Genomic DNA, 24,735 nt, shown 5'->3' on the forward strand with positions numbered 1-24,735 from the left:
TCGAACAGGCGCAATCCTGGCGCCATCGCATGCTGGAGGCGCGACTGTTCCAGCTTCAGCGCCGCGAGGCGGACCTCGAACGGCAGCAGCTCGAGCTGATGGCGAGCGTCAATGAATATATCGGTGGTTATGGACAGTTCGTCGAGCTTCTGGCGGCGAAAAGCCGTCGCTTGGAAGAAGAGCTGGCGCATGTCCGGCAAAACAAGCTGCGGTTTGCCGCACGCCTGCAGGAGGAAGCCCGTCGTCTGAAGCTGTTTGGTCGGCTGCGTACGCGGGTCGCGACCGTCGTCCGGCGGGAGGAGGAGGCCAAGGATCTCGATCGGCTGATCGATCTTATTGGCGGCAAACAGGCCGCAAGGCTCCCATAAGCTTCAGCGAGGAAAGTCCGGACGAGCAGTCATCAGGGTTTATTTCCAAGGTTTATCTCATGGCGATCAAGCCGCCTTCCGACATCGTCCTGGACGTCGCCCGTTCGGCCGATCCCGCAAGGCTGAATGTCGCGGTCCGAAAACTAGCCGAAGCCGGGTCACGGACGGGTGCGACCGATTTCGCCGCGGATCTTGCTGCCCTGGCCGGTGACAAGAACGCTGTTGCCGGGTTTGCCAATATCCGGGCGCATCTGCCCGTCGCCACGCCGACGACCGGCACGGCGAGTCCCGGCGCACAAAAGACGGCGAAAGAGTTCGAGGCCGTTCTGCTGCAAAAGAGCATCGAAGTGATGTTGCCCAACAGCAGCAAAATCTACGGCAAGGGCAATGCCGGCAGCATCTGGAAGTCGATGCTGGCGCAGGAACTGGCCAATCAGCTCGTCAATCGCGGCGGCATTGGGCTGGCGTCCTATGTCGCGACCTACATTGATCAGAAGGCGGCGGCGGTCGCCGCCACCGCCGCCGCCGACACCAATCAGAAAACCGGGAAAAGTTGATCCCAGACAACGCGAGGCATCACATGGATTTACAGGGCTCCGATCTGCAAGCCCCCCACATGCAAGGCTCTCGTCTTGCGCTCGATCCGTCGTCGCAGGCGGCCTTTCGCAATGCGGTGACGCGCTTGGAACAAACGCTCGTCCAGGAGATCGAGAGCCTTTCGGGGAACGATCTTTCGCAATTGCGGGAGTTCAACGACCGTAAAAGCCGTGGCCTGCTCGATCTGATGCGGGTCACCCGCTCGGTCGGGATCGAGGACCTGGACGGCGAGAGCATCGACCGCCTGAAGAGCCTGCGGGCCATTCTGGATGAGAACCAGCGGGTCATCACGAACCATCTGGTCGCGGCGCGGGAGATTTCCGATGTTCTCGCTCAGGCGATGGAATCCGTGGAATCCGACGGGACCTATTCGGAACGGATAGGCCGCGAGCGGAAAGGATGATCAAGATCGTTCTCGCGGGCATTTGGGGATGCGCGGTGGTGATGGCGTCGAGCTACGGCTTCACCTATTGGCAAACGCAGCATGGCAAAGTGTCCGCGAGCGAGGAGGCGCCTGGCGGCACCGAATATAAGAAGGTGCGTCCGCTGAGCGTTCCGGTCCTGAGTGACGGCGTCATTCAGGGCTATATCGTCGTGCAGTTCGTCTATAAGGCGGATGCGAAAACCGCGAATGACGCGTCTGTTCCCCTCGAAATCTATCTGCTCGATGAGGCGTTTCGTCTGATCTATTCGGATGAGGCGCTCAAGTTCAGACACACCGAGCGGTATGATCTCGCCCGCCTCACCAAGACGCTGACGGAAAAGCTGAAGGTGAGACTGAACGGGGATCTGGTGAAAGAGGTTCTGGTGGATCAGTTCAACTACGTGGCGAAGACGGACGTACGGAAATGATCTGGAGCATCGGGGATTCCTGTCCATGAGAGTCTGGCTGGGTGCCACGGGCGTCGTTCTCATCTTCTTGGGGTGGGCCATCCTGTTCTTGGCGATGATGGACCCTGGGCCGGCGGCCGGGCTGGTTCAGCGCAGCCTCGCGTGGGTGAACGGCTATAATCTCGGCACACTCGGCCAGAGCCTGATCCTGACCGGATTTGGCTGCGTCATCGTCCAGACGCTCCGGGAAGGCTTTGGCGCGCTGCAACGCTTTTTTGATGCCATTCTGACGCGGACCGCCAGGCCATCGGTGGCGCCGCCGCCCGCACCCGAACCGCCCGTCGATGAAGAAGACAAGCACGACGTGATTGTCGACCGGGGCTGGATCAAGGATCGGCCCTATGTCGTCTATGCCGATGGCAGCACGGAGATCGAGACCCGCATCGGCATGCGCCGCTTCAAATCGCATCAAGATGCGCGGGCTTTTGTGGGCGGGTAGAGCGTTTCACAGTTCGGCTTAGCCGAACGCCATGAAGACGCGTCAAAATAAGAACCTAAGCGGTCAGTCGTTGACGGCGTAGTATTTGGCGCCGAGCGAAGCGCAGGGATGCCTGGTCGCCCGAGCGCTTTCCCATGTATCGCGCAGGACCACGCCGACCTCGCCATTGCCGGACCAGACCTGGCAGACATCGACGACCTGCTTGTCGAGGTCGTCGTAGAGGCGAAACGACGGCGGCAAGGCGATGGGGCGTACCGGGCGCAGGCGGATACCCTGGGACGAACGGTCGATGATGACGCATTCGGACAGGAATTGATTGTCGGCATCGACGATCTTGCCGGCCCGCAGCCGGGTGCGGCGACGGGGTGTGCCGCGCTTCTCGGCGTTGGCGTCGACCCAATAGGTCACATCGAGCAGGTCGGTCGTTTGCGGTTCGGCGCTTCGGCTGTCTTGCAAAGACCAGAGACGGGACAGCCAATGCGACCGGGCTTTGGGGGTGTTGGTGCCCTGGGGTTTGGGCGCGGCGATCTTGCCGGCTTCCAGGAGAGGGGCGGCCTTGCCCGAGAAGGGAGATTGAGAAGAGCGGTCCGCCATGCTCGTCGTTCCGGCGCCAGTGTCTTGCGAGCCCATTTCTAACCCGAGCGCCGGCCGGTCACTACGATGAGTTCGAAACATGATGAACAAGCATGGACTCCACAACACGCAAAGGTGTGCTCGTGCTGTCCGACGATGGCAACGCGTCGGCTAAGCTGAAGAGTCTGACGCGTTGGGATGTCGCGTGTCGGTTGTTTTCTGACTCATCAAGCGGTCGCTCCGCATGAATTGGCGATGCAAGTTGATTCAATTTGGGACGATTGAATCGAAAAATGTGGCAACTGAGTCACTTCAATGGCTAATCGTTCAAAACATTCAATTTGCTTACTTTATGGTAAAGATTTCAGTTGGCGGGATCACGAGTTTGACCGAGAATCGCCACAATGTGATTCGACTTCGGGTGACCAATGCTGGTGATCATCGACGAGCGACAAGTTGTCCTCAGCGCTTATGCCTCCGGCTTCGGCGAAGCTGGGGTCAGCACGACAAAATTCTCGCCGTCCGATTTTGGTGAATGGGTTGATGCGGCCACGGGCGCCGATTTCGAAGCCGTTGAAGGTTTCGTCATCGGCAACTGCAGCGAGCAGAACAGCTTTCCGACGATGATCCGCCGGCGTTCGCGGGCGCCGGTCATCGCGCTGAGCGAGTATCAATCGCTGGAGCATACGCTGGCGCTGTTCGATGCGGGCATGGACGATGTCGTCCGCAAGCCCGTGCATGTCCGCGAAATCCTCGCCCGTATCGAAGCGATCCGGCGGCGGGCCGCCGGCGAGCGGCGCGTCAATACGGCCAGGGGCAATCTGCGGGTGTTCTTCGACGGGCGCGATCCGTTGATCGACGACACGCCGTTCATTCTGCCGCGCCGCGAACGGCGTATCCTCGAGTTTTTCGTCTCGAAGGCTGGCAAACGCGTCACCAAAACGCAGATTTTCAACGCGGTCTATGGGCTGTTTGACGAATGCGTCGACGAATGCGTGGTGGAAAGCCATGTCAGCAAGCTGCGCAAGAAGCTGCGTCAGCGCCTGGGCTATGATCCGATCGATTCAAAGCGCTATCTGGGATATTCCTTCGAGCTCAACGAGCAGATTTCGCAGGGCTGATTGCCCGCGAACGTGCCTTTTCCAGGCGATATGAAGACAGGGGAGGCACCGATGCCTCCCGGGCCGCCTGGCTCCAGCACATCCATTTCATGAAATGACGGGTTGGACATCGGCGTGATCGGGCCGGACGTTTCCGGCCGTCCGACATAGGCAGACAAGCCTTCGGCTATTTGCCGCTTTCAAGCGTGCCGAGTGGCGTCTGTATGATCCAGCTTCCGCCGCGGTTTTGAATCGACTGGATCCGGCCGACGCCGGGAATGGCCTCTCCCGCCGAGACGAGCAGGTAGCCAGACGGTCCCTGCAAAAGCGCCTTGCCGTTGAACACGCCTTGCAAACTATAGGAACTCAGGGTCGCGGGTTGGGGTGGCGCGACCTCTGCCGACCGTGCGGCCGTGCGGGCAGGTGCGCTCGCCGTCGCTTCGGCGGTGGAGGGGCGCACCGTGCCGGTGACGACGGGGTCGAACTCCATCTCCTTGCGCGCGGGCGTCGGTTCGCTGGCCTTGGTAGGAAGCCGGCCGCCCGACGGCATGGCAAAGATGCGCAGATGTTCCGCGCCGGGGATCGGCGGTGCCGTCGATGCGGTGATCTTGCTGACGGCGAAGTTGACGGAGAGGACAGCGCATAACACGCCCATCACACAGAGCGCCGCGTCGGTCTTCCAGGCTGTTTTGCGTTTGCGCATGACGTGGTTTTCCACCTCTGTCATCCTCAACCGGGCTCGCGAAGTTTTTCGGCGAGATCGCGGAAGGCCTCGTTGCTGAGCGGTTGTCCCGGCGATTGCCGCAAGGCGTCATAAAGCCTCGGCACCATGCGGACGGCCTGATCGAGTTCCGCATCGCTGCCGGGTGCATAACCGCCCATGGATCTGAGGTCGCGCGTGTCTTCATAGCGCGCCACGATCGCGCGCAGCTTGCGCACCAGCTCCATCTGCTCGGGCGACCAGACTTGCGACGACAGGCGCGAGATGGATGAGAGGACGTTGATGGCCGGATAGCGGCCTTCATCGGCGATGGACCGATCCAGAACGATATGCCCGTCGAGCGTGCCGCGAATGCTGTCGGCAACCGGATCGTTGTGATCGTCGCCATCGACCAGAACCGAGAAGATGCCGGTGATCGATCCTTTGCCCGAGGCTCCTGGTCCGGCGCGCTCAAGCAGTTTCGGCAGATCGCTGAAGACGCTGGGCGCATAGCCGCGCGCCACCGGCGGCTCGCCCGCCGCCAAAGCGATGTCGCGGGAGGCATGGGCGAAGCGCGTGACGGAATCGACGATCAGAAGCACGGAGGCGCCGTCATTGCGGAAATACTCGGCTATGGTCATCGCCGTCAGCGGCGCCTGCTTGCGCATCATCGGGCTTTCGTCGCCGGTGGCGACGACGATGATGGCGCGCTCGGCGCCCTCGGCCAAAGAATCTTCCAGGAACTCCCGGACCTCTCGTCCGCGTTCGCCGACCAACGCGATGACGACGATGTCGAAGCCCTTTGCCTGCGCCAGCATGCCAAGCAAGGTCGATTTGCCGACGCCAGAACCGGCGAAAATGCCGATGCGTTGGCCCGCGCACAGGGGCGTGAAGACATCGATGGCGAGAACGCCGGTTTTGACGGCTTCGCTGACGCGGTCCCGGCTCATGGCGGGCGGCGGATCCGTGTCCGTGGCGAAGGGCAGGGTGCCGACTGGCAGTCGTCCCTTCCCGTCGACAGGCTGGGCGAGCGAATTGATGACGCGGCCCTGCCAGGCTTTGTCGGGCGCGATGCGCAGGGGGCCGGCGAGCCAGGCGCGCGTGCCAAGGCCCACGTCCATCCGCGCCTGAAAGGATTTGACGAGAACCTGTTCGTCGATGCGAATGACTTCGCCAAAGGCGGCTTGCCCCGTCGTATCGAACAGAACCTGATCGCCAAGACGGGCGAATTTCGAAAGGCCGGAGACGGAGTAGGTGCCGGCGGCGACGGATTGGACGAGTCCGCCGATACGGAGCGCCGAATGTTCGGCCGCCGTAGCGGCAACCGTGGCCGCCAAGCGATCAAGGGCCGACGGGCTGAAATCCATGCGCGCTTCGGAAAACGCCGTCGTCATACGCCTGAGCCGAGCGTCTTGATTGCGTCGGTGAACGAGGACTCGGAGGATTCCATTGTGTTCGTCATTTCCTCAAACGAGCGCTGGACCATCACGAGGCGGCTCATTTCCATGACCGGGTTCACGTTGGAGTTTTCGGTGAATCCCTGCATGAAGCTGTGGAATCGAAAATCGATGATCGGCACCGCCGGGCGATCGGGGATCACACCGGAATTGTCCGTCCGGGTCAGCTTGGCGCCCTGGTCGATGGAAAACAGACCGAGTGCGCCGACCTGAATACCGTTCTGCGTGATCATGCCGTCGCGCGAAATGGAGACCGGGCCATCGGCGGGATTGAGGCGGATCGGGGCATTGCCGGCATCGAGAATGGAATAGCCATTGACCGATTGCAGCAGTCCGTTCTCCGCCATCGTCATGCGGCCGTCGCGCGTATAGATGGTGCCATTCGGCGTTTGCAGGGCCAGCCAGCCGTCGCCGGAGATGGCGACATCGAGCGGATTGTCCGATTTGACCATCGAGCCGGAGCGCTGCTGGACATAGGTGTCGCCGGCCGAGGCAAAAGAGACATTCCTGTCGCCGGCGGAGGAGATCAGTTGTTCGAAGCGGATTTCATCGGCGCGAAAGCCGGTCGTATTGGCGTTGGCGACATTGTTGGCGATCGAATCAAGTTGCCGGCGTGCAGCGATCTGTGCGGAAAGTCCGACATACAGGCTTGATTGCATCCCTATCGTCCCAGCTTGAGGGTTTGCAGTTTCATCATCAGGTCGGTGCCGATGCCGATTTGCGACGACTGACCGGTGAAGGCGGCCAGTATGGGAGAGGTGGTGGTGGGGTCCGTGTTCTGCAGGTCGTACATGCTGGTGAAGCGCTGCAGGAACTTGTCGAGTTTCTTGGGATCCTGCAGGTCGGCGACCTTCAGCCGCTTGTCGATCTCCTTGGCCTGGGCGTCGATATCCGCCGCCGACATGGCCGAGGGCAGATTGAGCGCCGTTTGCACCACTTTCAGAAGGGCCGCGTCCGCGAGGATGCTGTAGGAACTGGTGATATTGCCGGCGCTGCGCTTGAAGTAGAGGGCGAGCCGGACGCCGGCATTGTCCTGGCCAGCCGATTCCTCGAGCGTCTGCTGGTTGTATTTGGCGACCGTTTCGCTCTGCGTCGCGGCGAAGGTGGTGGTCAAATAGCCATAGCGGGCGAAATTGAAGGCCGTGGCGAAGGCCTTGTATCTGGGGTCCGCCAGCCTGTTGGCCAGGCTCGATGTGCTCTCCACGCCTTCCTGCAGCACTTTTTTCATCATGCCTTTGGCGTAGGTCATGTCCGAGAGGCCGAAAGCCTTCATGGCGTAGGAGAAGAGCTTGTCGTCCTTGAGGAAGTCGTCGATGCTTTTGACCTTTTCGATATTGGCCAAATAGTAGTCGGTCGCCCGCTTGTTGATCGGCTCCGAAGCGATACGATCCAGCGAGCGGGTCATGTCGGAATTGATGATCTTGTAGCTCTGATACGTCGACAGCATCACCGCACCTTAAAACTGCACGGCGTTTTCTAAGCTGCCAGCCTTGCGCCAGACTGATGCTGGCGACGAAAGCCCCGCGCAAGGTTGACATCCGCAAAACAGGCACTGACACAGCAGTGAAAGGCCTCGCTTTGAGTTTCGCCATCGGTCTTACGATAACTCTGGGATGCATGCTGGGTGGCTTCGCCGCGTTGGGCGGACATCTGATCGTCCTGTGGCAACCCTGGGAATTCGTCATTATTTGCGGGGCGGCCTTCGGCACCTTCATCATCGCCAATCCGGTCTCCACCATCAAGGATACCGGGCGCGCCATCGTCGACGTGCTGATGGGCAAAAGCACCAAGGCGGAAGATCACCTCGATGTGCTCGGCCTCATTCATGCGCTGATGCGCGAGCTGCGCGCCAAGGGGCGCAACGAAGTCGAAGCGCATGTCGACAATCCGGAAGAGTCCGCCATCTTCAAGCAATATCCGAAGGTTCTGGCCAATACGGGATTGCTCACTTTCATCTGCGACTATCTGCGTCTGATCATCATCGGCAATGCGCGGACCCATGAAATCGAAGCACTGATGGACGAGGAACTGCACACTGTGCGCCACGACTATCTCAAGCCTTACACGGCGCTGACGACGGTGGCGGATTCTCTGCCGGCGCTAGGTATCGTCGCTGCCGTGCTGGGGGTGATCAAGGCGATGGGTGCTCTCGATCAATCGCCGGAATTGCTGGGTGGCCTGATCGGCGCGGCGCTCGTCGGTACGTTCCTTGGCATTTTCATTTCCTATGGCATCGTCACGCCGATCGCGAATAAGATCAAGATTTCCCGCGAGAAGAAGCATCGGGCCTATATTGTCGTCAAACAGTCGCTTCTCGCTTTTATGAACGGCGCGATGCCGCAGATCGCCGTCGAGCATGGACGCAAGACGATCTCTTCCTATGAACGGCCAACCATTGACGAGGTCGAGAATGCGACCGTCTCGGCTGGCGTGAAAGAGGCTGCATAACAGGACATGACCGTAGCCCGGACCGATTACAACGAAAGTCCGTCAACCGCCCACAATCCATTGTCCGGCGGGCCCAATCTGGCACGCCTGCCGATGGTTCCCGTCGTCTTCGATCGGGTCTCGGCGCAGCTCGCTCTCGAACTTCGCCAGCTCGACGAGGCGGTGAACGTTAGCATCGCCGACATTTCGTATGAAGCGGCGGAGAAAGTTCTGGCGCGTTCGGAGCCCAAATTTCTCGCCGGCGTTTTCAATGTCGGCGAATGGAATGAGCGTATCGTCGTACTGCTGGATGTGCCTTTTATCCTGACCATGCTCGAGCGCATGTTCGGTGGAACCGGTGCTCGAACGGCGCCCGATCCGGAACGGCCTTTGTCCAATCTGGAAATCCGCGTCGCCAACAGCCTGTTTCAGACGCTCGCCGGTGTCATGCAGACGGGCTTCTCGATCCTGCGGCCTTCTTCCTTCCAATTCGAGGGGACCGAACGGCGCCTTGAGCGGATCGAAATCGGCCGGCGTTCCAATCCATGCCTGTGCGCCAAGATCAAGATCGCGGCCGGATCGATGGCCGTATTCACGACGATCGTCGTTCCACTCGGCGCTTTGTCCGTACTGCGATACGATCTTGCACAATCGCCGAAAGATCCACGTGCGAAGACGGATCAAGACTGGAGCCATCAGTTCGGCGAGGAACTGGTCAAGACAGAAGTTTCGCTGCGGGCAGTTATCAGCGACAACAGTCTGACGCTTGGCGAAATCTCCCGTCTTAAGGTCAATCAGACCCTTTATCTGGAAACGACGATCGACGCGGGTGTCGTGCTCGAATCAAATGGCAAGCCGCTTTACGAATGTCAGCTTGGACAATCGAATGGCGTGTATACCGCGCGTATCAATCAGTTCATCGGTAGTAAACCGAACGAGATGCTGCGCCCGATCGCCGATTGAAGAGCGATCTGGCCGACAAATTGAAGCGAGAGAAGAAGGTCCGAAATGCGCGAAACATCTGACGTCGGGATCAATCCGCCGGCTGGCGGTCCTGATCAGGGCAGCATCGATCATATCCTGCAAATCCCCGTCAAGGTCGACATCGTCCTGGGGTCGACGACCATGCCGGTCACGAGCTTGATGAAGCTCGGACGTGGCGCCGTGGTCCATCTCGATCAGCGGGTCGGCGATCCTGTCGATGTCGTCGTCAACGGCCGCATCGTGGCGCGCGGCGAACTCGTCGTCGCCGAGGAGAATGGCTCGCGCATCGGCATTTCCCTGACCGAGATTGTCGGTTCTTCCACTTCCATCTGATTCCTACAGGGCGAGAGAATGGCCGTCAGGGAAAGCATAAGTATGGGGCCGCCCGTTTCCTGGCTTCGCGGCGTCGACAAGGTCGCTGCGCTGCTGTTGACGATGAACAAGTCCGACGCCGGCCGTCTGCTGAAGCACTTCAATCCGCAGGAATTGAAGGACATCACGCGATCCATCTCCAATCTTCGCGAAATTTCGCCTGACGTCGTGCAGCGTCTGGTTGACGAATTCGCCGCCGATTTCTCGTCGGGCACCAATCTTGTCGGATCGACCGGCGACGCCGAAAAGCTGTTGGCGGAAGCTTTGCCTGCTGAACAGGTTTCCGAACTGATGTCCGACGTCTTGGGCAGTTCGAATCAGAGCCTGTGGGATCAGATTTCCCGTGTGGCGGAAGATGATCTGGCGAACTATCTGGCGGGCGAGCATCCGCAAACCGCGGCCTTGGTGCTTTCGAAGATCAGTCCGATCGCAGCCGCCGGCGTGTTGCGCCAACTGCCGGAAGGCTTGCGCAACGACGTGTCGTTCCGGATGCTGGAGATCCAGCCCGTTTCGGATGCCGCGCTGCGGTTGATCGGTCTGGGGCTGCAACAGGATCTGTTGTCGGGCACGCCCGGCAAGAGCGCGGGAAAAGCCAATACGCAATTCGCCGACATCATGAATCGTTTGGAACGCGACCAGATGGAAGGCATTTTGCAGACGATCGCGGAGACGCGGCCGGAACAGGCGCAAGCCATTCGCAATCAATTGTTCTCGTTCGAAGATGTGACGAAACTGTCGACCAAGGCGCGTTTGATCCTGTTCGAGAAGGTTCCGGTGGAGACTGTGATCCTGGCTTTGAACGATACAGAAGCGTCCTTCAAGGAACTGATCCTGTCGTCGTTGTCGTCGCGTGCCAAGCGCATGGTCGAGCAGGAATTGGCAAGCGCTCAGGGCGTTTCCAAAAAAGATATCGCCCAGGCGCGGCGCAAGATCGCCGAGACAGTCTTGGCTCTGGCGGAGCGCAACGAGCTGGAAATTCACAGCGAATAGGCGGAGCCCTCCGCCGGACATGCACTTTTAGGAATGGGCGGTCATGTCCGAACAGCCGGATGCCGATTCAAAAACCGAAGACGCAACCGAAAAGAAAATTCAGGATACGATCGAGAAAGGCAAAACGCCTTTCTCCAAGGAGGCCGGGGTTTTCGCTTCTCTGTGCGGCCTTCTGATCGTCAGCGCCTTTCTGGCGGTGCCTGGCGCACGGGCCTTGTCGCAAATGCTGGCTCAGATGATGGACAGCCCGGACGAGTGGACCATTCGCAATGGTCTCGACGTCTTTCAGGTTTTGGCGCCCATTGGCTTGCAATCGGCGATTTTCGTTCTTCCTGTGGTTGGCATCTTTCTACTGTTCGGCGTCGCCTCGTCCGTGGCACAGAACATGCCCAAAGTATCCTTCGATCGGATCGCGCCCGAACTCTCCCGCATTTCGCCGCAAGCCGGTTTCAAACGCCTTTTTGGGCTTTCGGGACTGGTCGAATTTGGAAAATCGATCGCCAAACTTCTGGCGGTGGGCTGTGTCGCGGTGATCGTTTTGAAGTCGGAAACGGGAATGTTCATCGATTCCGTTTTCGTCGATCCCGGCTCCATTCCAACGCGCACGCTGACCATCGCCATCAAATTGATCTCCGCTTTGACGATCGGCGTCGGCGTGATCGTCGCGGCGGATCTTCTTTGGGTCAGGTTCAAGTGGTATCGCGATCTGCGGATGAGCCGCCAGGAAATCAAGGATGAGATGAAGGAATCCGAGGGGGATCCGATCGTCAAATCCCGCCTGCGGTCGCTGGCGATTTCACGGGCGCGCAAGCGCATGATCGCCGCGGTTCCACGCGCCACGATCGTGATCGCCAATCCGACGCATTATGCGATCGCGCTGCGCTATGTCAGCGGCGAGAGTGCCGCACCCCTCGTTCTGGCCAAGGGAAAGGATCTCATTGCACTTAAAATCAGAGAAATTGCCGAAAAGAATGGCGTTCCCGTCGTCGAAGACAAGGCTCTGGCAAGGTCCATGTTCGACGCTGTCACGGTTGATCAATTGATTCCTGCCGCCTTCTACAGGGCCGTGGCCGGACTGATTCATATTTTACGAACTGAAGGCCAGGAAGGTCTCAGAAGGCGAAAGGCGGACGACATTGCTCCCTTCCCAGAAAGCTGAACTCTCATATTTTCATGAGAAAATTCTTGCGGATGGAATCGTCGATGTCGCATCCGAACTGCGCATGGTCGATATCAGCGACTTTATATACCATATCAAATCTGAGAATTACGCGAATGTCGGCGATCTCATCAATTCGTCGGCCGAGCTTTATTTCAAGCCGGGGACGATCACGTTCAATTGGAGTGCTACGCTGCGCGTCGACTGGAAGGCGCCGCCTGCCGTGGCCTTCGATCTGGAATTCAAGAATGCCGGGGTGACCGCACTCTTCAGCCTCGAACTGCAGAACGATCGCGCCAGCGTGGATATCCGCAGCATCACTTTCGAGAATCAGGAAAACGGATCGCTGCGGAATACCGAGATGTTCTACGACGCGATCCTCAGCGCCAAACAGACGATCGGATAGATACGTTTCAACGTCGAGGCGAAAGGCCGGGCAGTGCGCAGACGCTGTCCGGCCTTGCTGCGCGACGGGATGGATGAGGCGTCCGAGGAAATCGGGTTACGAAAAATTCCTTAAGACGTTTGAAACTTTTTGAGCTTAGTTTGGCGCCACGACTTGCTGTTTCCAGCTTTGTTCTGGATCAAGCAGAGGCATGATGCCGCCAAGTCGTGCCGGTTTCAGTCCGGAATCTTCCCTCATAGAGCGCTGTTCAAGCCTTTGGGCTGCAACAACGGTTTCTAGCCTTGGCCGCGCAGTTTCGACTGCCGGGAGGCTTTGCCGTGAACCTGCGCGAGGGACATCACAAGATCCTTGGCCGTCGGCCGCGTTCAGTCGCGGATCGAACGGTGAACTTGCGACTGAAAAACATCGGGCGGTAGCAATGGGGATAAGTTGCAAGAACGTTCTGATCGCAGAAATGCTGCTGGGCGTCGGCTATCTGATTGGAACGGCGACCAGGCAGCCGACGGTGGTGGCGATCTCGGCACCGACTTCGCTTCAGGACGCGGCGGCGGATATGGCCAGCCGGGGCGGCTCGATGGCGCCCTGGCTTTTGTTTGCCTGTTCCGTGCTGGTTCTCGGACTGTGCATGATCGGCCGGAAGAAAGAGAAGAGTCCGGATTCCATTGTCGAGGAAAGCCTGAGCGTTCCCGATTGGGCGTTACGGAAACGGGAAGCCGCGACCTGGGCGACGGCGGTGGCGAGAATGGCCGGCGTTCCAACCGAGCCCCCGCAGAAGGCGCTCGCCTACGAACATGCGCATTTGAATTTCGAAGACCGGGTGCAGGTGTTGGCGCGCCCGGCCCTCAAGGGTGATCGCATCATCACATAATTAAAGTGCTTACGGGGGCGCTAAGCCAGAGCGCAGGGGCAGGAGCGAACGACGGTGCCTATAGCGCTTCTGCTTTTGATGGGATCATCAAAAGCAGAGAAGACGCGTCGAAACAGGAGACTTAAGCAAAATCACGTTTCTATCGAAACGTGATTTGCTCTATGGCACCGTCGTTTTTGTTCAGGCGAGATTTTTCTTCAGAAACGCGATCGTGCGCTCCCACGACAGTTCCGCAGCAGCCTTGTCGTAGCGGGGCGTCGTGTCGTTGTGGAAACCGTGATTGGCGTTGGGGTAGATGAAGGCCTCGAAGGTTTTATGGTTGGCCTTCAACGCCGCTTCATAGGCTGGCAGGCCTTCGACGAGCCGCTTGTCGAGTTCGCCATGCTGGATGAGGAGCGGCGCCTTGATGCGCGGCACGTCTTCCGCTTTCGCCGCGACGCCATAATAAGGAACGGCAGCGGCGAGATCAGGCAGCAGTACGGCCATTTGATTGACGACACTGCCACCGAAGCAGAAGCCGATCGCGCCGATCTTGCCGTTGATGTCAGGATCTTTCTTCAGCCATTCAAAGCCGGCAACGAAATCCATGAGCAACTTGCTGGCATCGAGTTTGGCCTGCATCTCGCGGCCTTTATCGTCGTCACCGGGATAGCCGCCGAGCGAGCTCAGCCCATCGGGCGCCAGAGCAATGAACCCGGCCACGGCGAGCCGCCGCGCCACGTCCTCGATATAGGGATTGAGACCACGGTTTTCATGCACCACGACAACGGCGCCATGCTTGCCGCCGGCGGCGGGCTTGGCCAGGAGGGCTTTCGTCGGCCCATTGCCCTTGGGTGATTCATAAGTGATCGTCGTGGTCTTGATACGGGGGTCGTTGGGCTGCACTTGCTGAGCCAGGGCGTAGTTGGGCATCAACATGCTGACCAAAGCCGCCGCGCTCATACCGCTGCCGGCAAACTTGCCCGCACCGGCGAAAAACTGACGACGGTCGATCCGGCCGTGACAATAATCGTCATAGAGATCGAGCAGGCGTTGATCGAAATCGGCGGCGCTTTTGCGAGAAGCCGTTCCTCGAAATTCTACTCCCATGGGCGTTCCCCTCCTTTCAAATCCGTTGGCGAATACTTCTGTTCATCCGTTTTCACATCATGGATCTGTTCATCCAACGGGCGGGACTGTAGCAGCAATTGCGCAGTGGTCTTGGAAAAAAGGCGCGAGAAGCGGCGCGTCCGGCATAAGGTGTCGCCGTGGAACCGGACATATTGCCGGATGCAACCGTGCGATGATTGATTATTGACCGCGCAGCCGTGTGCGAAGTTCGCGTGCATGGGCCATGACCGTGGCGGTCAGGCCGTTTACGTCGGCTTGTCCAAGGGTGACGACACCAAGGCTTGCTTCGAACTTGAACGATGGATCGTCGTGGAGATGCAGCGGGCAGGCGACGCCGACGGCGCCGGTCTGCAGCTGTCCACGCGTGATGCTGAAACCATCGCTGCGTGCGGCGCGCACATCTGCTGGATCGGCGCGCCGTTCAGGGCGGCCGGAGAGAATGGCGATGCCGGCCGCGCCGCGCGTCAGGAGATGGCGGCTGCCGATGCGATAGGCGACACGCAACAGTGTATTCTTCGGTTCGGCCGACATGATGGCGACGCACTCTTCGCCTTGGGGAACGGAGACATGCGCGGCAGCGCCGGTTTCATCGGCCAATCGTTCGAGCAGAGGTTGCGCGGCATCGCGCAATTGGGGTTCGAAGCGCGACGACAGAGCGACGATACCGGCGCCAAGACGCAATTGTCCTTTCGCACCGCGCATCACCAGGCCGTGGCCTTCGAGTGTCGCGATCAGGCGATAGACGATGGTGCGATGGATGGCGAGACGTTCAGCCAATTCGGCGATGGACAAGCCCGCGTCATGCTGGGCGATCACGGTCAGGGCATGCAGGCCACGATCGAGCGTCTGCAATGTGGTCGATGACATTGTGGAGCCGGCATCGTCCTTTCCCCGCTCGGCGACTGGTTTCGCTGCCACGTCCTGCTCCCACTTCTAATGGCTAAGACCACCGGTTCTTGACTCAGGAATAGCCCGAATTTAGATTTTATAGCACATATTTGTGCGATAATCGATAATTTGTCGATATTGAGATGGTAGGGACTGCCGCCGAATTGGGTCACCGAGTCGAATGTCGCGCTGGCCGCGTCGACTTGTCTTCGCCAATCTCGGTTCGACAGGGATGTCGATGATCGCGACTTGAGGAGGGGAAGATGGAGGATATGAGGATCACGCGTCGTGCCGCGCTGGCAGGGCTTGCCGCGACAGGCGTGTTGCCGGCTTCAAACGTCTGGGCGCAGCAATATCCAACGCGGCCGATCAAATGGCTGGTCGGTTATCCGGCTGGCGGTGGCACCGATGTGCTGGCGCGCCTGCTCGGCGCGGCGATGGCGCCAGCGATCGGCCAGCAGTTCGTGATCGAAAATCGCCCCGGTGCCGCGACCAATCTGGCGGCTGGCGAAGCGGCGCGGTCCGAGCCGGATGGCTATACGGTTTTCACCGGCGGCAACGAGACCCTCGTCTACAATCCAGCGCTCTATAAGAAATTGTCGGTCGATCTGGTCAATGATTTCCGGCCGGTCGGTTTGAGCGCGCGCTTCCATCTGGTGTTGTCGGTCAAGAAGGATTCACCCATTCAGACCGCGCGTGAGCTGATCGACAAGGCAAAGGCCGCACCGAGCAAGGTCGATTATGGTTCCCCGGGTCTCGGTTCGCCGCACCATCTCGCTATGGAGCGGCTGATGCGCGAGACCGGCACGAAGATGACGCACGTGCCTTATCGTGGCATGGCGCCGATGATGAACGACATGATGGCAGGCGTTCTGGAAGCGGGCATCGTCGATGTCGCCGCCGGTGGCAGCCAGTTGCAAGCCGGCACCATACGGCCGCTCGCGGTCTGTTCGGCGACGCGGCTCAGCACGTTGCCGAATGTGCCGACGGCACAGGAGGCGCTCGGGCTCAAAGGGTTCGAGGCCTATGCTTGGCAGGGCGTCGTCGTACCGGTGAAGACGCCTGATGCGGTGGTCAACCGTCTGAGCGAAGCCCTCGCCACGGCTTTGAAGCAGGATACGGTGCGTGCGCGCATGGGCGAAATCGGTCTCGATCCACTGTCCGGCGGCCCGGCTGAGTTTCAAGCCTTGCTCAAATCCGAGCGCGATGTGTGGTGGCCGGTGATCAAGGAGCTCGGTTTGACCTTGGAATGACGGCCTGAGGCCGATTGCTCATCTGACCGCGCGAATTTCTAATTTTTCAGGCGAAACCTGCGGCGGTTTCGCCTGAATTGCGTTTAGCGGAGTCGTCATGCGGCTATTTGGCCGCTCTTCGCGCTAGACGCAGCCGTCATCGGGCTGCTATGCGATTGCCCAAAATATAGGCAGCGTAGAGCTGCCTCCGCAAAGACTGGGGGTGACCAATTGGTCGTTATCGATGAGAAGCTTGAGCCCATTCTGAATGAAGTGCTCCGCCGTAATGCCGGCGAACAGGAATTTCACCAGGCCGTCCGGGAAGTGTTGGAGAGCCTTGGCCGCGTCGTCGCCAAACATCCCAATTATGCCAACAACGCCTTGATCGAGCGGCTCTGCGAGCCGGAGCGGCAGATCATCTTCCGCGTGCCTTGGGTCGATGACAAAGGCCAGGTGCAGATCAACCGCGGGTTCCGGGTTCAGTTCAATTCGGCGCTCGGTCCCTATAAGGGCGGCATCCGCTTCCATCCGTCGGTCAATATCGGCATCATCAAATTTCTCGGCTTTGAGCAGATATTCAAGAATGCATTGACCGGAATGCCGATCGGTGGCGGCAAGGGCGGTTCAGACTTCAATCCGCGCGGCCGTTCCGATGGCGAGATCATGCGCTTCTGCCAGTCGTTCATGACCGAGTTGCATCGCCATATCGGCGAATATACTGACGTGCCGGCGGGTGATATCGGCGTCGGCGGCCGAGAGATCGGCTATATGTTTGGCCAATACAAGCGTCTGACCAACCGCTACGAAGCCGGCGTGTTGACCGGCAAGGCGCTGTTCTACGGCGGTTCGCGGGCGCGCACCGAGGCGACCGGCTATGGCGCCACTTATTTCGTCGAGCGCATGCTGGCGACTAAGCAGACAACCTTCGAAGGCAAGCGCACCGTCGTGTCGGGCTCCGGCAATGTCGCCGTCTATACGATGGAGAAGGTGATCGAGTTCGGTGGCAAGGTCGTCGCCTGTTCGGATTCCAACGGCTATGTGGTCGACGAGAAGGGCATCGATCTCGATCTGGTGAAGGAGCTCAAGGAAGTCCGCCGCGCGCGCATTTCCGAATATGCGCGATTGAAAGGCGCAGGCACTCACTATGTCGAAAGCGGTTCGATCTGGGATGTGCCATGCGACATCGCCATGCCGTCAGCGACGCAGAACGAGCTGACGGGCGCCGATGCGAAAACCCTGGTGAAGAACGGCGTGAAGGCCGTGGGCGAGGGCGCCAACATGCCCTCGACGCCGGAAGCGGTGCGCATCTTCCAGGAGGCCCGGGTGTTGTTCGCGCCGGGCAAGGCGGCCAATGCGGGCGGTGTCGCCACATCGGCGCTGGAGATGCAGCAGAACGCCTCGCGCGATAGCTGGAGCTTCGAGCAGACCGAGGCAAAGCTCGCCACGATCATGCGCAACATCCATGATCTGTGCGCGCAGACGGCCGACGAATATGGCGCGCCCGGCGATTATGTGCTGGGCGCCAATATCGCCGGCTTCGTGCGTGTCGCCGAAGCGATGGATGCGCTGGGGGTGATTTAGGTCAGCGGCAGTTGCGGGCTAAAACCTCTTCGATGTCGCCAAGCGAGGCGACCATCTGGCCGACATTTTCGTCGCGGTCGCGGCCGGTCATGCAGCGTTGCATGATCTCGGTCGCGGCGCGCATGTCCAAGCGGTTCTGCCGGAGGACAGCGCAAACCGCAGCCTGATCATTCCGTCGTGGTGGCGATTTGTACGTGCGGTTATCGACCGCCTGGATCAGCGCATTGGCTTGAGCCAGATCTGTCCGGCATCGCGGCGTATCGACCATGCCGGCGGACGTCACCGTCGCGCTCGCAAAGCTCAAAGGCAAAGCGAGCGCGAAGGGCCTCATCGGCGATTACTGCTGCTTACCGTCGGCGGCGAACTTCTTGAGATAGGCGATCAGGTTTTCGACCTGCGTCTCGTTCTTCAAGCCGGCGTAGGCCATTTTCGTGCCGGGGATCTTGGCGCGCGGATTGGCGATATATTCCTTGAAGACCGCCTCATCCCAAGTGATGCCGGAATTCTTGTTGGCTTCCGAATAGCTGTAGCCCTCGACCGAGCCGGCCTTGCGGCCGAACAGGCCGTTCAGCTCGGGGCCGACCAGGTTGCGGGCATTCTCGCCGACCTGATGGCAGGGGCGGCATTGATTGTAGACGGTCTGGCCGGCGGCGGCGTCCTGGGCCTGAACGGCGGCGGGCGCGAGCGCGAACAGCATCGATGCGGCGACGGGCAACAGGTTCAGCTTCATGTCGTGATTTCCGTTAACAAGGCGGCGCGGGGAGCGCCGCCAATTTCCTCGGTCTCTTATTATGAGACTAATTAGAGCAGGATTCTTGCAAAAAAGCGGCATTTCACTTTGTCGCATCCGCTCACAAACAGCTTACTTTCAGGCGAAAACGTCGGCCACGAAGGCCGAATACCAGGCCATATTCTCCGCCTGGGTCTGTTTGCGCAGGTCCGCCATCTCGCCCGTCTGGGAAATGAACGTGCTGGCGGCAGCGATCTTGCCGTCCTTGGGTTCATAGGCGCCGCCGACCTTCACCGCATCGTCGGTCTCGATCAGGCTCCAGCAGGTGTTGGCATAGCGGGCCGGGAAGGTGCGCGCGCCCGTCAGATCGCCACGCACCATCATCGCCGCCACTTTCGCCTGGCTGTTGGCCGAGAAGGCCGACTTCGGCATGTCGCCGGCAATGCAGGCGTCGCCGAGAATGAAGATGTTGGCATCCTGCGCCGATTTCATGTTTTCGGGATTGATCGGGCAGAAGCCGGTCTGGTTGGCGAGGCCGGCATCGCGGGCGATCTTGCCGGCGGTTTGCGCCGGAATGACATTGACCAGCGCCGCATCCTTATAGGTTTCGAAGCCGGTGACGACCGTGTTGGTCTTGGGATCGACCGACTTGATGCCGTCGTGAATCTTCGGGCCGATCCATTCGATCATGCCGGGATAATATTTCTCCCAACCCTCCTGGAAGAGCGCCTGTTTGGAGAAGTTCTCCTTGGGATCGACGATGATGATCTTGGCTTTCGAGCGGCCTGTCGATTTCAGCACATGCAGCATCATCGATGCGCGCTCATAGGGGCCGGGCGGGCAGCGATAGGGATTGGGTGGCGCCACCATGACAATCAGGCCGCCATCCGGCACCGCATCGAGGCGGCGCTTCAGCAGTTGCGTTTGCGGACCGGCCTTCCAGGCATGGGGCATGGTCTCTTCAAACTCCTGGCCCCAGCCGGGAACGGAGTCATACTTCAAGTCGATACCGGGCGAGACGACGAGCCGGTCGTAGGGCAGGCGCGAGCCATCGGCGAGCACGACCTCCTTCTTGTCGCGATCAATGGTGTTGGCGAACTGGTGATTGAGGCGCACGCCATAGGGCACCAATTTGTCATAGCCGTGCGTGATCGAGGCGAAGTCGCGGTAGCCGCCGAGATAGAGATTGGAATGGAAGCAGGTGGTGAATTCGCGCGTCGGTTCGACCAGAACGACGTCGATCGCTCCTTGTGAATCCTTAGCGATATATTTGGCGGCGGTGGCACCGCCCGGACCGCCGCCGATGACAACGGCACGCGGTTTTGCCTGACCGATCACGGCCGGTGCCGCGAGCGCCAAGGCGCCAAGACCGACGCCGCCACGAATGACCTGCCTACGGTTGATATTCATTTTTGGACCCTCCGGTGATTTTATTTCCGACTAAGGCTACCAAAATAATCAGCTAATGCATCCATGTCAGCATCAGAAAGACCGGACGTGAGCGAATTCATAATTTGATGTTCGCGTGTCTTGTCTCGGTAGGCTTTCAGCACGGCGACGAACTGATCACTGGGCCAGCCGGTGATCGAGGGAATGCCTTCCGCCGATTGGCCGTCCGGTCGATGGCAGCTCACGCATGTGGCCGACAGATATTCCCCCAAAGCTCGATCGCCGGCTGCTTGTGCTTGCGGCACAATGAAAACGAGCGACAGGCCAAGCATGAAGTTTCGCAGGATCGGCACGGTCTGCGCTATTCGACCTTGGGACCGGCTTTGGAGTCCGGCGTCACGTCGATCACGCGGGCACGGTTCAGCACGGAGACCTCGGGCTTACAGTCCTTCATGCAGGGATTCTTCTTCCAGAACGCTTTCTCGGTGGTTTCCCGATCGTCATCATAGAAGCCGCCGACGTTCGGCATTTTCAACGAGGAGAAATTCTCCCGTGAAAGTACGAAGTCGTCTTTGACGATGTCGTTCATGTTGAGCAGAAAGGCGGTCAGCGCATAGACCTCGTCCGGCGTCAGCGATTGCGCATTGCCGAAGGGCATGGCGCGGCGGATGTAGTCGAACGTCGTCGAGGCGAATGGCCAGTAAGAGCCGATCGTCTTGTCCGGATTGTCTTTGTCGAGCGTGCCGCGTCCGCCGACCAGAACCGGCCAGCGGCCGGCGCCTTCGCCGAATTCGCCATGACAGGCGGCGCATTGATTGAGGAAGACCTCTTCGCCTTCCTTGACGCTGCCTTTGCCCGGCGGCAGGCCCTGGCCATCGGGGCGGATGTCGATATCCCAGGCGGCGATTTCCTCGGGCAGCGCGATGCGGCCAAGGCCGATCGGCTTTTTGGCTTGCTCTGCTTGCAACGGCCCGCTGGCGAAAGCCAACAGTGCGCCCAGCATGAGTCCAGAGAGGAGACTGTTACGAAATCTCGACATTCTCGGTCTCTCCGTTGCTGCGCACGAGCCAGGTCTGAATGCCATTGTTGTGGTAGATGGAATTGACGCCGCGCACCTTGCGCAATTCTTCCTTCGTCGGCTGCACATAGCCGGTCTCGTCCATGGCGCGGGACTGGATCAGCATTTCGCGGCCGTCCCAGTCGAAGTCGAGATAGAAACGCACCATCGAGAGCGGCATGTTGGGCCCATCGAGCCGAGCGGTCGTCCAGTTCTTGCCGCCGTCGATGGTGACATCGATGCGCTGCATGCGTCCGCGACCCGACCAGGCGATGCCGGTGATGACATTCGGACCTTTCTGGACGAGCGGCGCTTGCGGTGATGGCGAGGTGACGACGGATTTGGCGTCCATGATCCAAGTGAAGCGGCGGGCGCGGCCATCGGCGAGGAGATCGGTATATTTCGAGGTCTCTTCGCGCTGTTCCCATGGCTCGTCGCCGACTTCGAGGCGACGCAGCCATTTCACCCACATATTGCCTTCCCAGCCGGGCACGACGAGGCGCAGCGGATAGCCTTGTTCGGGGCGCAGCGCTTCGCCGTTCATGCCCCAGGCGACCATGCAATCCTTGAGCGCTTTCTCCATCGGGATCGAGCGGGTCATGGCGGCGGAATCGGCGCCTTCTGCCAGAAGCCATTTGCCCTTCGGCTTGACGCCGGCCTCGTCGAGCAAGGTTTTCAGGGGCAGGCCGTGATACCAGACATTGTGGATCATGCCGTGGGTGAACTGGCAGCCGTTGAGCTGCGCGCCGCGCCATTCCATGCCGGAATTGGCGGCGCATTCGAGAAAATAAGCGTGGTTGATGCGGCCGGGAAAACGCTTCAGGTCTTCCATGGTGAAGACCAAAGGCTTGTCGACCAGACCATGGATCATCAGCCGATGTTTGGCCGGATCGACCTCGGCAACGCCGGAGTGATGCCGCTCAAAACACAGGCCCGAGGGCGTGATGACACCGTCAAGCGCATGCAGCGGCGTGAAATTGACGGAGGATTCGCGGCTCGCCGTCAGCCATTCGACGTCCTGCCGGATGATGTGCTTTTCGAATTTCGATGGGCTGCCATAGGGCGCGTTTTGCACGCCGGGGCCAAGATAACGCGTCCAGTCGGGCACTTCGGTAATGGCGGGATCGGGCTTGGGCGTCTGCGCTTGCGCCGCGCCGGTGGCGAGACCAGCGCCAGCGAAAGCTGCCGTTCTCAGGAACGACCGCCGGCTTGCCGCGGTGGGTGAGGAATTGTCGGTCACTGCTTCCCTCCGTCGATCCTATGGACTTGCGTGCCGAATTGGCTCACGCGCCGCGCACGATCACCGATGTGTTGGGCTCAAGCCGCACGGTCTTCACATCGCTCAAATGTTTCTCGACGACGTCCCAGATAGGCGGGCCTTCCGTCGCCTGATTGACGCTGGCCCAGCCGGCGACCTTGTAATTGCGCGACGGATCGATCGGTTGACCTGTCTTGAGGAAGGTCATGTCCGAGATGCGGCTGTTGATCGGCTGGGAGACGTCGATCGTATAGCCCATGCCACCGATGCGCACCATGTCGCCACCGCCTTGAAAATAAGGATCGGGGTGGAATATGTTGTCGGCGACATCTTCGAGAATGGCCTTGAGCTGCGCACCGCTCATGTCCATGCGGTAGCAGGCGGGATAGGTCATGGCGGTGGCATTGGCCAAGGCCTCGAAAGTGATGGCATCGCCCGGCACCAGAGAGCCGCCCCAGCGGAAGCCGGGCGAAAGGGAGATTTCGGCATCGCGCTGCGTCAGCATGGCGTTGCAGATCAGATCGTCGAAGGTGCCGTTGAAATTGCCGCGCCGGTAGAGCAGGGACTCGGTGCGACCGAGTTCACGCTGCAAATCTTTCTCATGCGGCGCGCGCAGTTTCTGCACCAGGGCCTGCATGTCCGCATCGGCTGATATGGCGTCGGAGAAGACCGGCATCAGCTTGAAGCGATAGCCGTTGACCTTGCCGCCCTGCACGTCGAGATCGAGGCGCGAGAGGAATTTGCCATGCGAGCCAGACGCGATCAGCACGGTCTTGTCGACAGTGATGGCGCCCGGCATGGCGTCGTGGGTATGGGCGGTCAAAATGACGTCGATGCCTTTGACGCGGCTCGCCAGCTTGCGGTCGACATCGAAGCCATTGTGCGACAGCAGCACGACGACTTGAACGCCTTCAGCGCGCGATTCATCCACCTGCTTTTGTAGATCTTCCTCGCGCAGGCCGAATTCCCAATCGGGAATCATCCAGGCGGGATTGGAGATCGGCGTGCGCGGAAAGGCTTGACCGATGACGGCGATCTTGACGCCGCCCTTTTCGAACATGCGGCGGGCGTCGAAGACCGGCTCCTGCCATTCCTTGTCGCGGATGTTTTGGGCGAGGAAAGCGAAGGGCGCTTTGCCGATGATTTCCTTCACCCGCTCGGCGCCATAGGTGAATTCCCAATGGGAAACCATGGCCTCGATGCCAAGCGCCCCTTGCACGTCGACCATGTCCTGGCCCTTGCTTTGCAGCGAGGTCCAACTGCCTTGCCAGGTGTCACCGCCGTCGAGCAGCAGCACCTTGTCGGCACCGCGTTCCGCGCGGATGGCTTTGATGAGCGTGGCCAACCGATCGACACCGCCCATGCGGCCGTAGTTGCGCGCGAGTGCTACGAAATCATCGCTGGTCAAGGCATATTGATCAGCCGAGCCGGTGGCGATCTTGAAATAGTCTCGGAAGGCCGCATCGGTGAGATGCGGCGGCAGCCCTTTGTCGGCGCCGACGCCGATATTGACCGAGGGTTCGCGGAAATAGAGCGGCACGAGCTGCGCATGGATATCGGTGACATGCAGGATTGTCACCGTGCCCAAGGGGTCGAAGCGCAGAATGTCGTTCTGGCTCAGGCGTTGCTGGGCGGCGACGCGCCCGAGCGGCCCCAATCCGGACGCGGCCACGATGGTCGAAGCCGATGCGCTTGCTTGCAGAAAATGCCGCCGCGAAATCATGTGATCATCCATCCCTGCGGCCAGCCGCCCGCATTCGGCGGCACGCCGTTATTCACTCCACGTTGCACGTGATGCCAGAGCGGCGGCTTAGCCGACCGTCAGCTTGTTCTTCGCCTCATAGGTCGAGCCGTCGTCATCCTTCCAGGCGAAGACGAACTCGCCGCTCTCCTTGGCCTTGTAGAAGAACGACTGGTACGGATTGGCTGAAATCGCCGGGTTCCAGTCTGCTTCGAAGACAAGCTTGCCGTTGAACGTGGCCGTGAACTTGTTGATGATCTTGCGCGGGATGATCTCGCCCTTGGAATCGCGGCGCTGGCCGCTTTCCATCTCATGCGAGATGAGGGTCTTGATCTCGATCAGTTCGCCTGCCTTGGCTTGGGCCGGGACGCGAACGCGCGGTGTGGGGTTTGCCATATGTGCTTTCCTTCCCGGATGT

Annotated in this window: 30 protein-coding genes; 15 read left to right on the forward strand and 15 right to left on the reverse strand. The window is 59.9% G+C overall.

The window, feature by feature from the left end:
* The first annotated feature begins 29 nt into the window (after positions 1 to 29).
* Genes OIM99_RS10195 through OIM99_RS10215 form a run of 5 tightly spaced genes read left to right on the forward strand, consistent with a single transcriptional unit; the run spans position 30 to position 2,295 of the window.
* Complete coding sequence (locus OIM99_RS10195) at positions 30 to 368, forward strand: hypothetical protein (protein ID WP_311850230.1); 339 nt, start codon at positions 30 to 32, stop codon at positions 366 to 368.
* Between the two features lie 59 nt (positions 369 to 427).
* The gene (locus tag OIM99_RS10200) at positions 428 to 925 is read left to right on the forward strand and encodes a rod-binding protein (protein WP_311850231.1); all 498 of its coding nucleotides are present in this window, start codon (positions 428 to 430) and stop codon (positions 923 to 925) included.
* 23 nt (positions 926 to 948) lie between these two features.
* Positions 949 to 1,368, forward strand: a complete 420-nt coding sequence (locus OIM99_RS10205) for a flagellar protein FlgN (RefSeq protein WP_311850232.1) — start codon at positions 949 to 951, stop codon at positions 1,366 to 1,368.
* A complete protein-coding gene (locus OIM99_RS10210) occupies positions 1,365 to 1,817 on the forward strand; it encodes a hypothetical protein (RefSeq protein ID WP_311850233.1) in 453 nt (150 codons plus the stop codon). The genes OIM99_RS10205 and OIM99_RS10210 overlap by 4 nt, the downstream gene beginning before the upstream one ends.
* Positions 1,818 to 1,842: 25 nt before the next feature.
* Positions 1,843 to 2,295 (forward strand): hypothetical protein, encoded by a 453-nt coding sequence (locus tag OIM99_RS10215; RefSeq protein ID WP_311850234.1) that lies wholly within the window; start codon positions 1,843 to 1,845, stop codon positions 2,293 to 2,295.
* A 63-nt stretch (positions 2,296 to 2,358) separates the two neighbouring features.
* Here OIM99_RS10215 and OIM99_RS10220 read toward each other — a convergent pair whose 3' ends face one another.
* A complete protein-coding gene (locus OIM99_RS10220; RefSeq protein ID WP_311850235.1) occupies positions 2,359 to 2,889 on the reverse strand; it encodes a hypothetical protein in 531 nt (176 codons plus the stop codon).
* Between the two features lie 407 nt (positions 2,890 to 3,296).
* Between OIM99_RS10220 and OIM99_RS10225 the strand changes: the two genes are divergently transcribed.
* Positions 3,297 to 3,989, forward strand: a complete 693-nt coding sequence (locus OIM99_RS10225; protein ID WP_311850236.1) for a response regulator transcription factor — start codon at positions 3,297 to 3,299, stop codon at positions 3,987 to 3,989.
* Positions 3,990 to 4,155: 166 nt separating this feature from the next.
* Here OIM99_RS10225 and OIM99_RS10230 read toward each other — a convergent pair whose 3' ends face one another.
* Genes OIM99_RS10230 through OIM99_RS10245 form a run of 4 tightly spaced genes read right to left on the reverse strand, consistent with a single transcriptional unit; the run spans position 4,156 to position 7,572 of the window.
* Positions 4,156 to 4,671 (reverse strand): hypothetical protein, encoded by a 516-nt coding sequence (locus OIM99_RS10230; RefSeq protein ID WP_311850237.1) that lies wholly within the window; start codon positions 4,669 to 4,671, stop codon positions 4,156 to 4,158.
* Positions 4,672 to 4,697: 26 nt separating this feature from the next.
* Positions 4,698 to 6,062 carry a flagellar protein export ATPase FliI gene (fliI, locus tag OIM99_RS10235; RefSeq protein WP_311850238.1) on the reverse strand — a complete coding sequence of 455 codons (1,365 nt, stop codon included), beginning with the start codon at positions 6,060 to 6,062 and terminating at the stop codon, positions 4,698 to 4,700.
* Positions 6,059 to 6,784, reverse strand: a complete 726-nt coding sequence (gene flgF / locus OIM99_RS10240; protein WP_311850239.1) for a flagellar basal-body rod protein FlgF — start codon at positions 6,782 to 6,784, stop codon at positions 6,059 to 6,061. The genes fliI and flgF overlap by 4 nt, the downstream gene beginning before the upstream one ends.
* A 2-nt stretch (positions 6,785 to 6,786) precedes the next feature.
* The gene (locus OIM99_RS10245; protein ID WP_311850240.1) at positions 6,787 to 7,572 is read right to left on the reverse strand and encodes a DUF1217 domain-containing protein; all 786 of its coding nucleotides are present in this window, start codon (positions 7,570 to 7,572) and stop codon (positions 6,787 to 6,789) included.
* 131 nt (positions 7,573 to 7,703) lie between these two features.
* On the opposite strand from OIM99_RS10245, the gene motA reads away from it, so the two are divergent.
* The 7 genes from motA to OIM99_RS10280 all read left to right on the forward strand — a co-directional run bounded on the left by motA (position 7,704) and on the right by OIM99_RS10280 (position 13,331).
* Positions 7,704 to 8,573: a flagellar motor stator protein MotA gene (motA, locus tag OIM99_RS10250; protein WP_311850386.1), complete on the forward strand. Its 870-nt coding sequence runs from the start codon at positions 7,704 to 7,706 to the stop codon at positions 8,571 to 8,573.
* A 6-nt stretch (positions 8,574 to 8,579) separates the two neighbouring features.
* On the forward strand, positions 8,580 to 9,515 hold the full coding sequence (locus tag OIM99_RS10255; RefSeq protein ID WP_311850241.1) for a FliM/FliN family flagellar motor switch protein: 936 nt from the start codon (positions 8,580 to 8,582) through the stop codon (positions 9,513 to 9,515).
* Between the two features lie 45 nt (positions 9,516 to 9,560).
* Positions 9,561 to 9,869 carry a flagellar motor switch protein FliN gene (fliN, locus tag OIM99_RS10260; RefSeq protein WP_311850242.1) on the forward strand — a complete coding sequence of 103 codons (309 nt, stop codon included), beginning with the start codon at positions 9,561 to 9,563 and terminating at the stop codon, positions 9,867 to 9,869.
* Between the two features lie 42 nt (positions 9,870 to 9,911).
* Positions 9,912 to 10,898, forward strand: coding sequence for a flagellar motor switch protein FliG (locus OIM99_RS10265; protein ID WP_311850243.1), 987 nt, complete (start codon positions 9,912 to 9,914; stop codon positions 10,896 to 10,898).
* Positions 10,899 to 10,941: 43 nt separating this feature from the next.
* Complete coding sequence (flhB, locus tag OIM99_RS10270) at positions 10,942 to 12,057, forward strand: flagellar biosynthesis protein FlhB (RefSeq protein WP_311850244.1); 1,116 nt, start codon at positions 10,942 to 10,944, stop codon at positions 12,055 to 12,057.
* Between the two features lie 64 nt (positions 12,058 to 12,121).
* A complete protein-coding gene (locus OIM99_RS10275; protein ID WP_311850245.1) occupies positions 12,122 to 12,463 on the forward strand; it encodes a hypothetical protein in 342 nt (113 codons plus the stop codon).
* Between the two features lie 418 nt (positions 12,464 to 12,881).
* Entirely contained in the window at positions 12,882 to 13,331 is a 450-nt protein-coding gene (locus tag OIM99_RS10280) for a hypothetical protein (RefSeq protein ID WP_311850246.1), read from the forward strand.
* A gap of 180 nt (positions 13,332 to 13,511) precedes the next feature.
* On the opposite strand, the gene OIM99_RS10285 is transcribed toward OIM99_RS10280, so the two are convergent.
* Positions 13,512 to 14,420 carry a dienelactone hydrolase family protein gene (locus tag OIM99_RS10285; protein ID WP_311850247.1) on the reverse strand — a complete coding sequence of 303 codons (909 nt, stop codon included), beginning with the start codon at positions 14,418 to 14,420 and terminating at the stop codon, positions 13,512 to 13,514.
* 201 nt (positions 14,421 to 14,621) lie between these two features.
* Positions 14,622 to 15,359 (reverse strand): helix-turn-helix domain-containing protein, encoded by a 738-nt coding sequence (locus OIM99_RS10290; RefSeq protein ID WP_311850248.1) that lies wholly within the window; start codon positions 15,357 to 15,359, stop codon positions 14,622 to 14,624.
* A gap of 233 nt (positions 15,360 to 15,592) precedes the next feature.
* Here OIM99_RS10290 and OIM99_RS10295 point away from each other — a divergent pair, with 233 nt between their 5' ends.
* Both OIM99_RS10295 and gdhA read left to right on the forward strand, forming a co-directional pair.
* Positions 15,593 to 16,582, forward strand: a complete 990-nt coding sequence (locus tag OIM99_RS10295) for a tripartite tricarboxylate transporter substrate binding protein (protein ID WP_311850249.1) — start codon at positions 15,593 to 15,595, stop codon at positions 16,580 to 16,582.
* A 210-nt stretch (positions 16,583 to 16,792) separates the two neighbouring features.
* Entirely contained in the window at positions 16,793 to 18,142 is a 1,350-nt protein-coding gene (gene gdhA, locus OIM99_RS10300) for an NADP-specific glutamate dehydrogenase (protein ID WP_311850250.1), read from the forward strand.
* A 1-nt stretch (position 18,143) separates the two neighbouring features.
* On the opposite strand, the gene OIM99_RS10305 is transcribed toward gdhA, so the two are convergent.
* From OIM99_RS10305 to soxZ, 8 genes are all read right to left on the reverse strand, one after another.
* Positions 18,144 to 18,425 (reverse strand): hypothetical protein, encoded by a 282-nt coding sequence (locus OIM99_RS10305; protein WP_311850251.1) that lies wholly within the window; start codon positions 18,423 to 18,425, stop codon positions 18,144 to 18,146.
* A 54-nt stretch (positions 18,426 to 18,479) separates the two neighbouring features.
* Entirely contained in the window at positions 18,480 to 18,872 is a 393-nt protein-coding gene (locus tag OIM99_RS10310; RefSeq protein ID WP_409371492.1) for a c-type cytochrome, read from the reverse strand.
* A 138-nt stretch (positions 18,873 to 19,010) separates the two neighbouring features.
* Positions 19,011 to 20,282, reverse strand: a complete 1,272-nt coding sequence (locus OIM99_RS10315; RefSeq protein WP_311850252.1) for an NAD(P)/FAD-dependent oxidoreductase — start codon at positions 20,280 to 20,282, stop codon at positions 19,011 to 19,013.
* Between the two features lie 20 nt (positions 20,283 to 20,302).
* Positions 20,303 to 20,593 (reverse strand): c-type cytochrome, encoded by a 291-nt coding sequence (locus OIM99_RS10320; protein ID WP_311850253.1) that lies wholly within the window; start codon positions 20,591 to 20,593, stop codon positions 20,303 to 20,305.
* Between the two features lie 29 nt (positions 20,594 to 20,622).
* Entirely contained in the window at positions 20,623 to 21,300 is a 678-nt protein-coding gene (locus OIM99_RS10325; RefSeq protein ID WP_311850254.1) for a cytochrome c, read from the reverse strand.
* Entirely contained in the window at positions 21,284 to 22,558 is a 1,275-nt protein-coding gene (gene soxC / locus OIM99_RS10330) for a sulfite dehydrogenase (protein ID WP_311850255.1), read from the reverse strand. Before soxC ends, OIM99_RS10325 begins: the two co-directional genes overlap by 17 nt.
* A gap of 43 nt (positions 22,559 to 22,601) precedes the next feature.
* Complete coding sequence (soxB, locus tag OIM99_RS10335; RefSeq protein WP_311850256.1) at positions 22,602 to 24,299, reverse strand: thiosulfohydrolase SoxB; 1,698 nt, start codon at positions 24,297 to 24,299, stop codon at positions 22,602 to 22,604.
* 87 nt (positions 24,300 to 24,386) lie between these two features.
* Positions 24,387 to 24,713 carry a thiosulfate oxidation carrier complex protein SoxZ gene (gene soxZ / locus OIM99_RS10340; RefSeq protein WP_311850257.1) on the reverse strand — a complete coding sequence of 109 codons (327 nt, stop codon included), beginning with the start codon at positions 24,711 to 24,713 and terminating at the stop codon, positions 24,387 to 24,389.
* Positions 24,714 to 24,735: the final 22 nt, after the last annotated feature.

Source organism: Methylocella sp. CPCC 101449 (assembly GCF_031921685.1).
In the GTDB taxonomy this organism is placed as follows: domain Bacteria; phylum Pseudomonadota; class Alphaproteobacteria; order Rhizobiales; family Beijerinckiaceae; genus Terripilifer.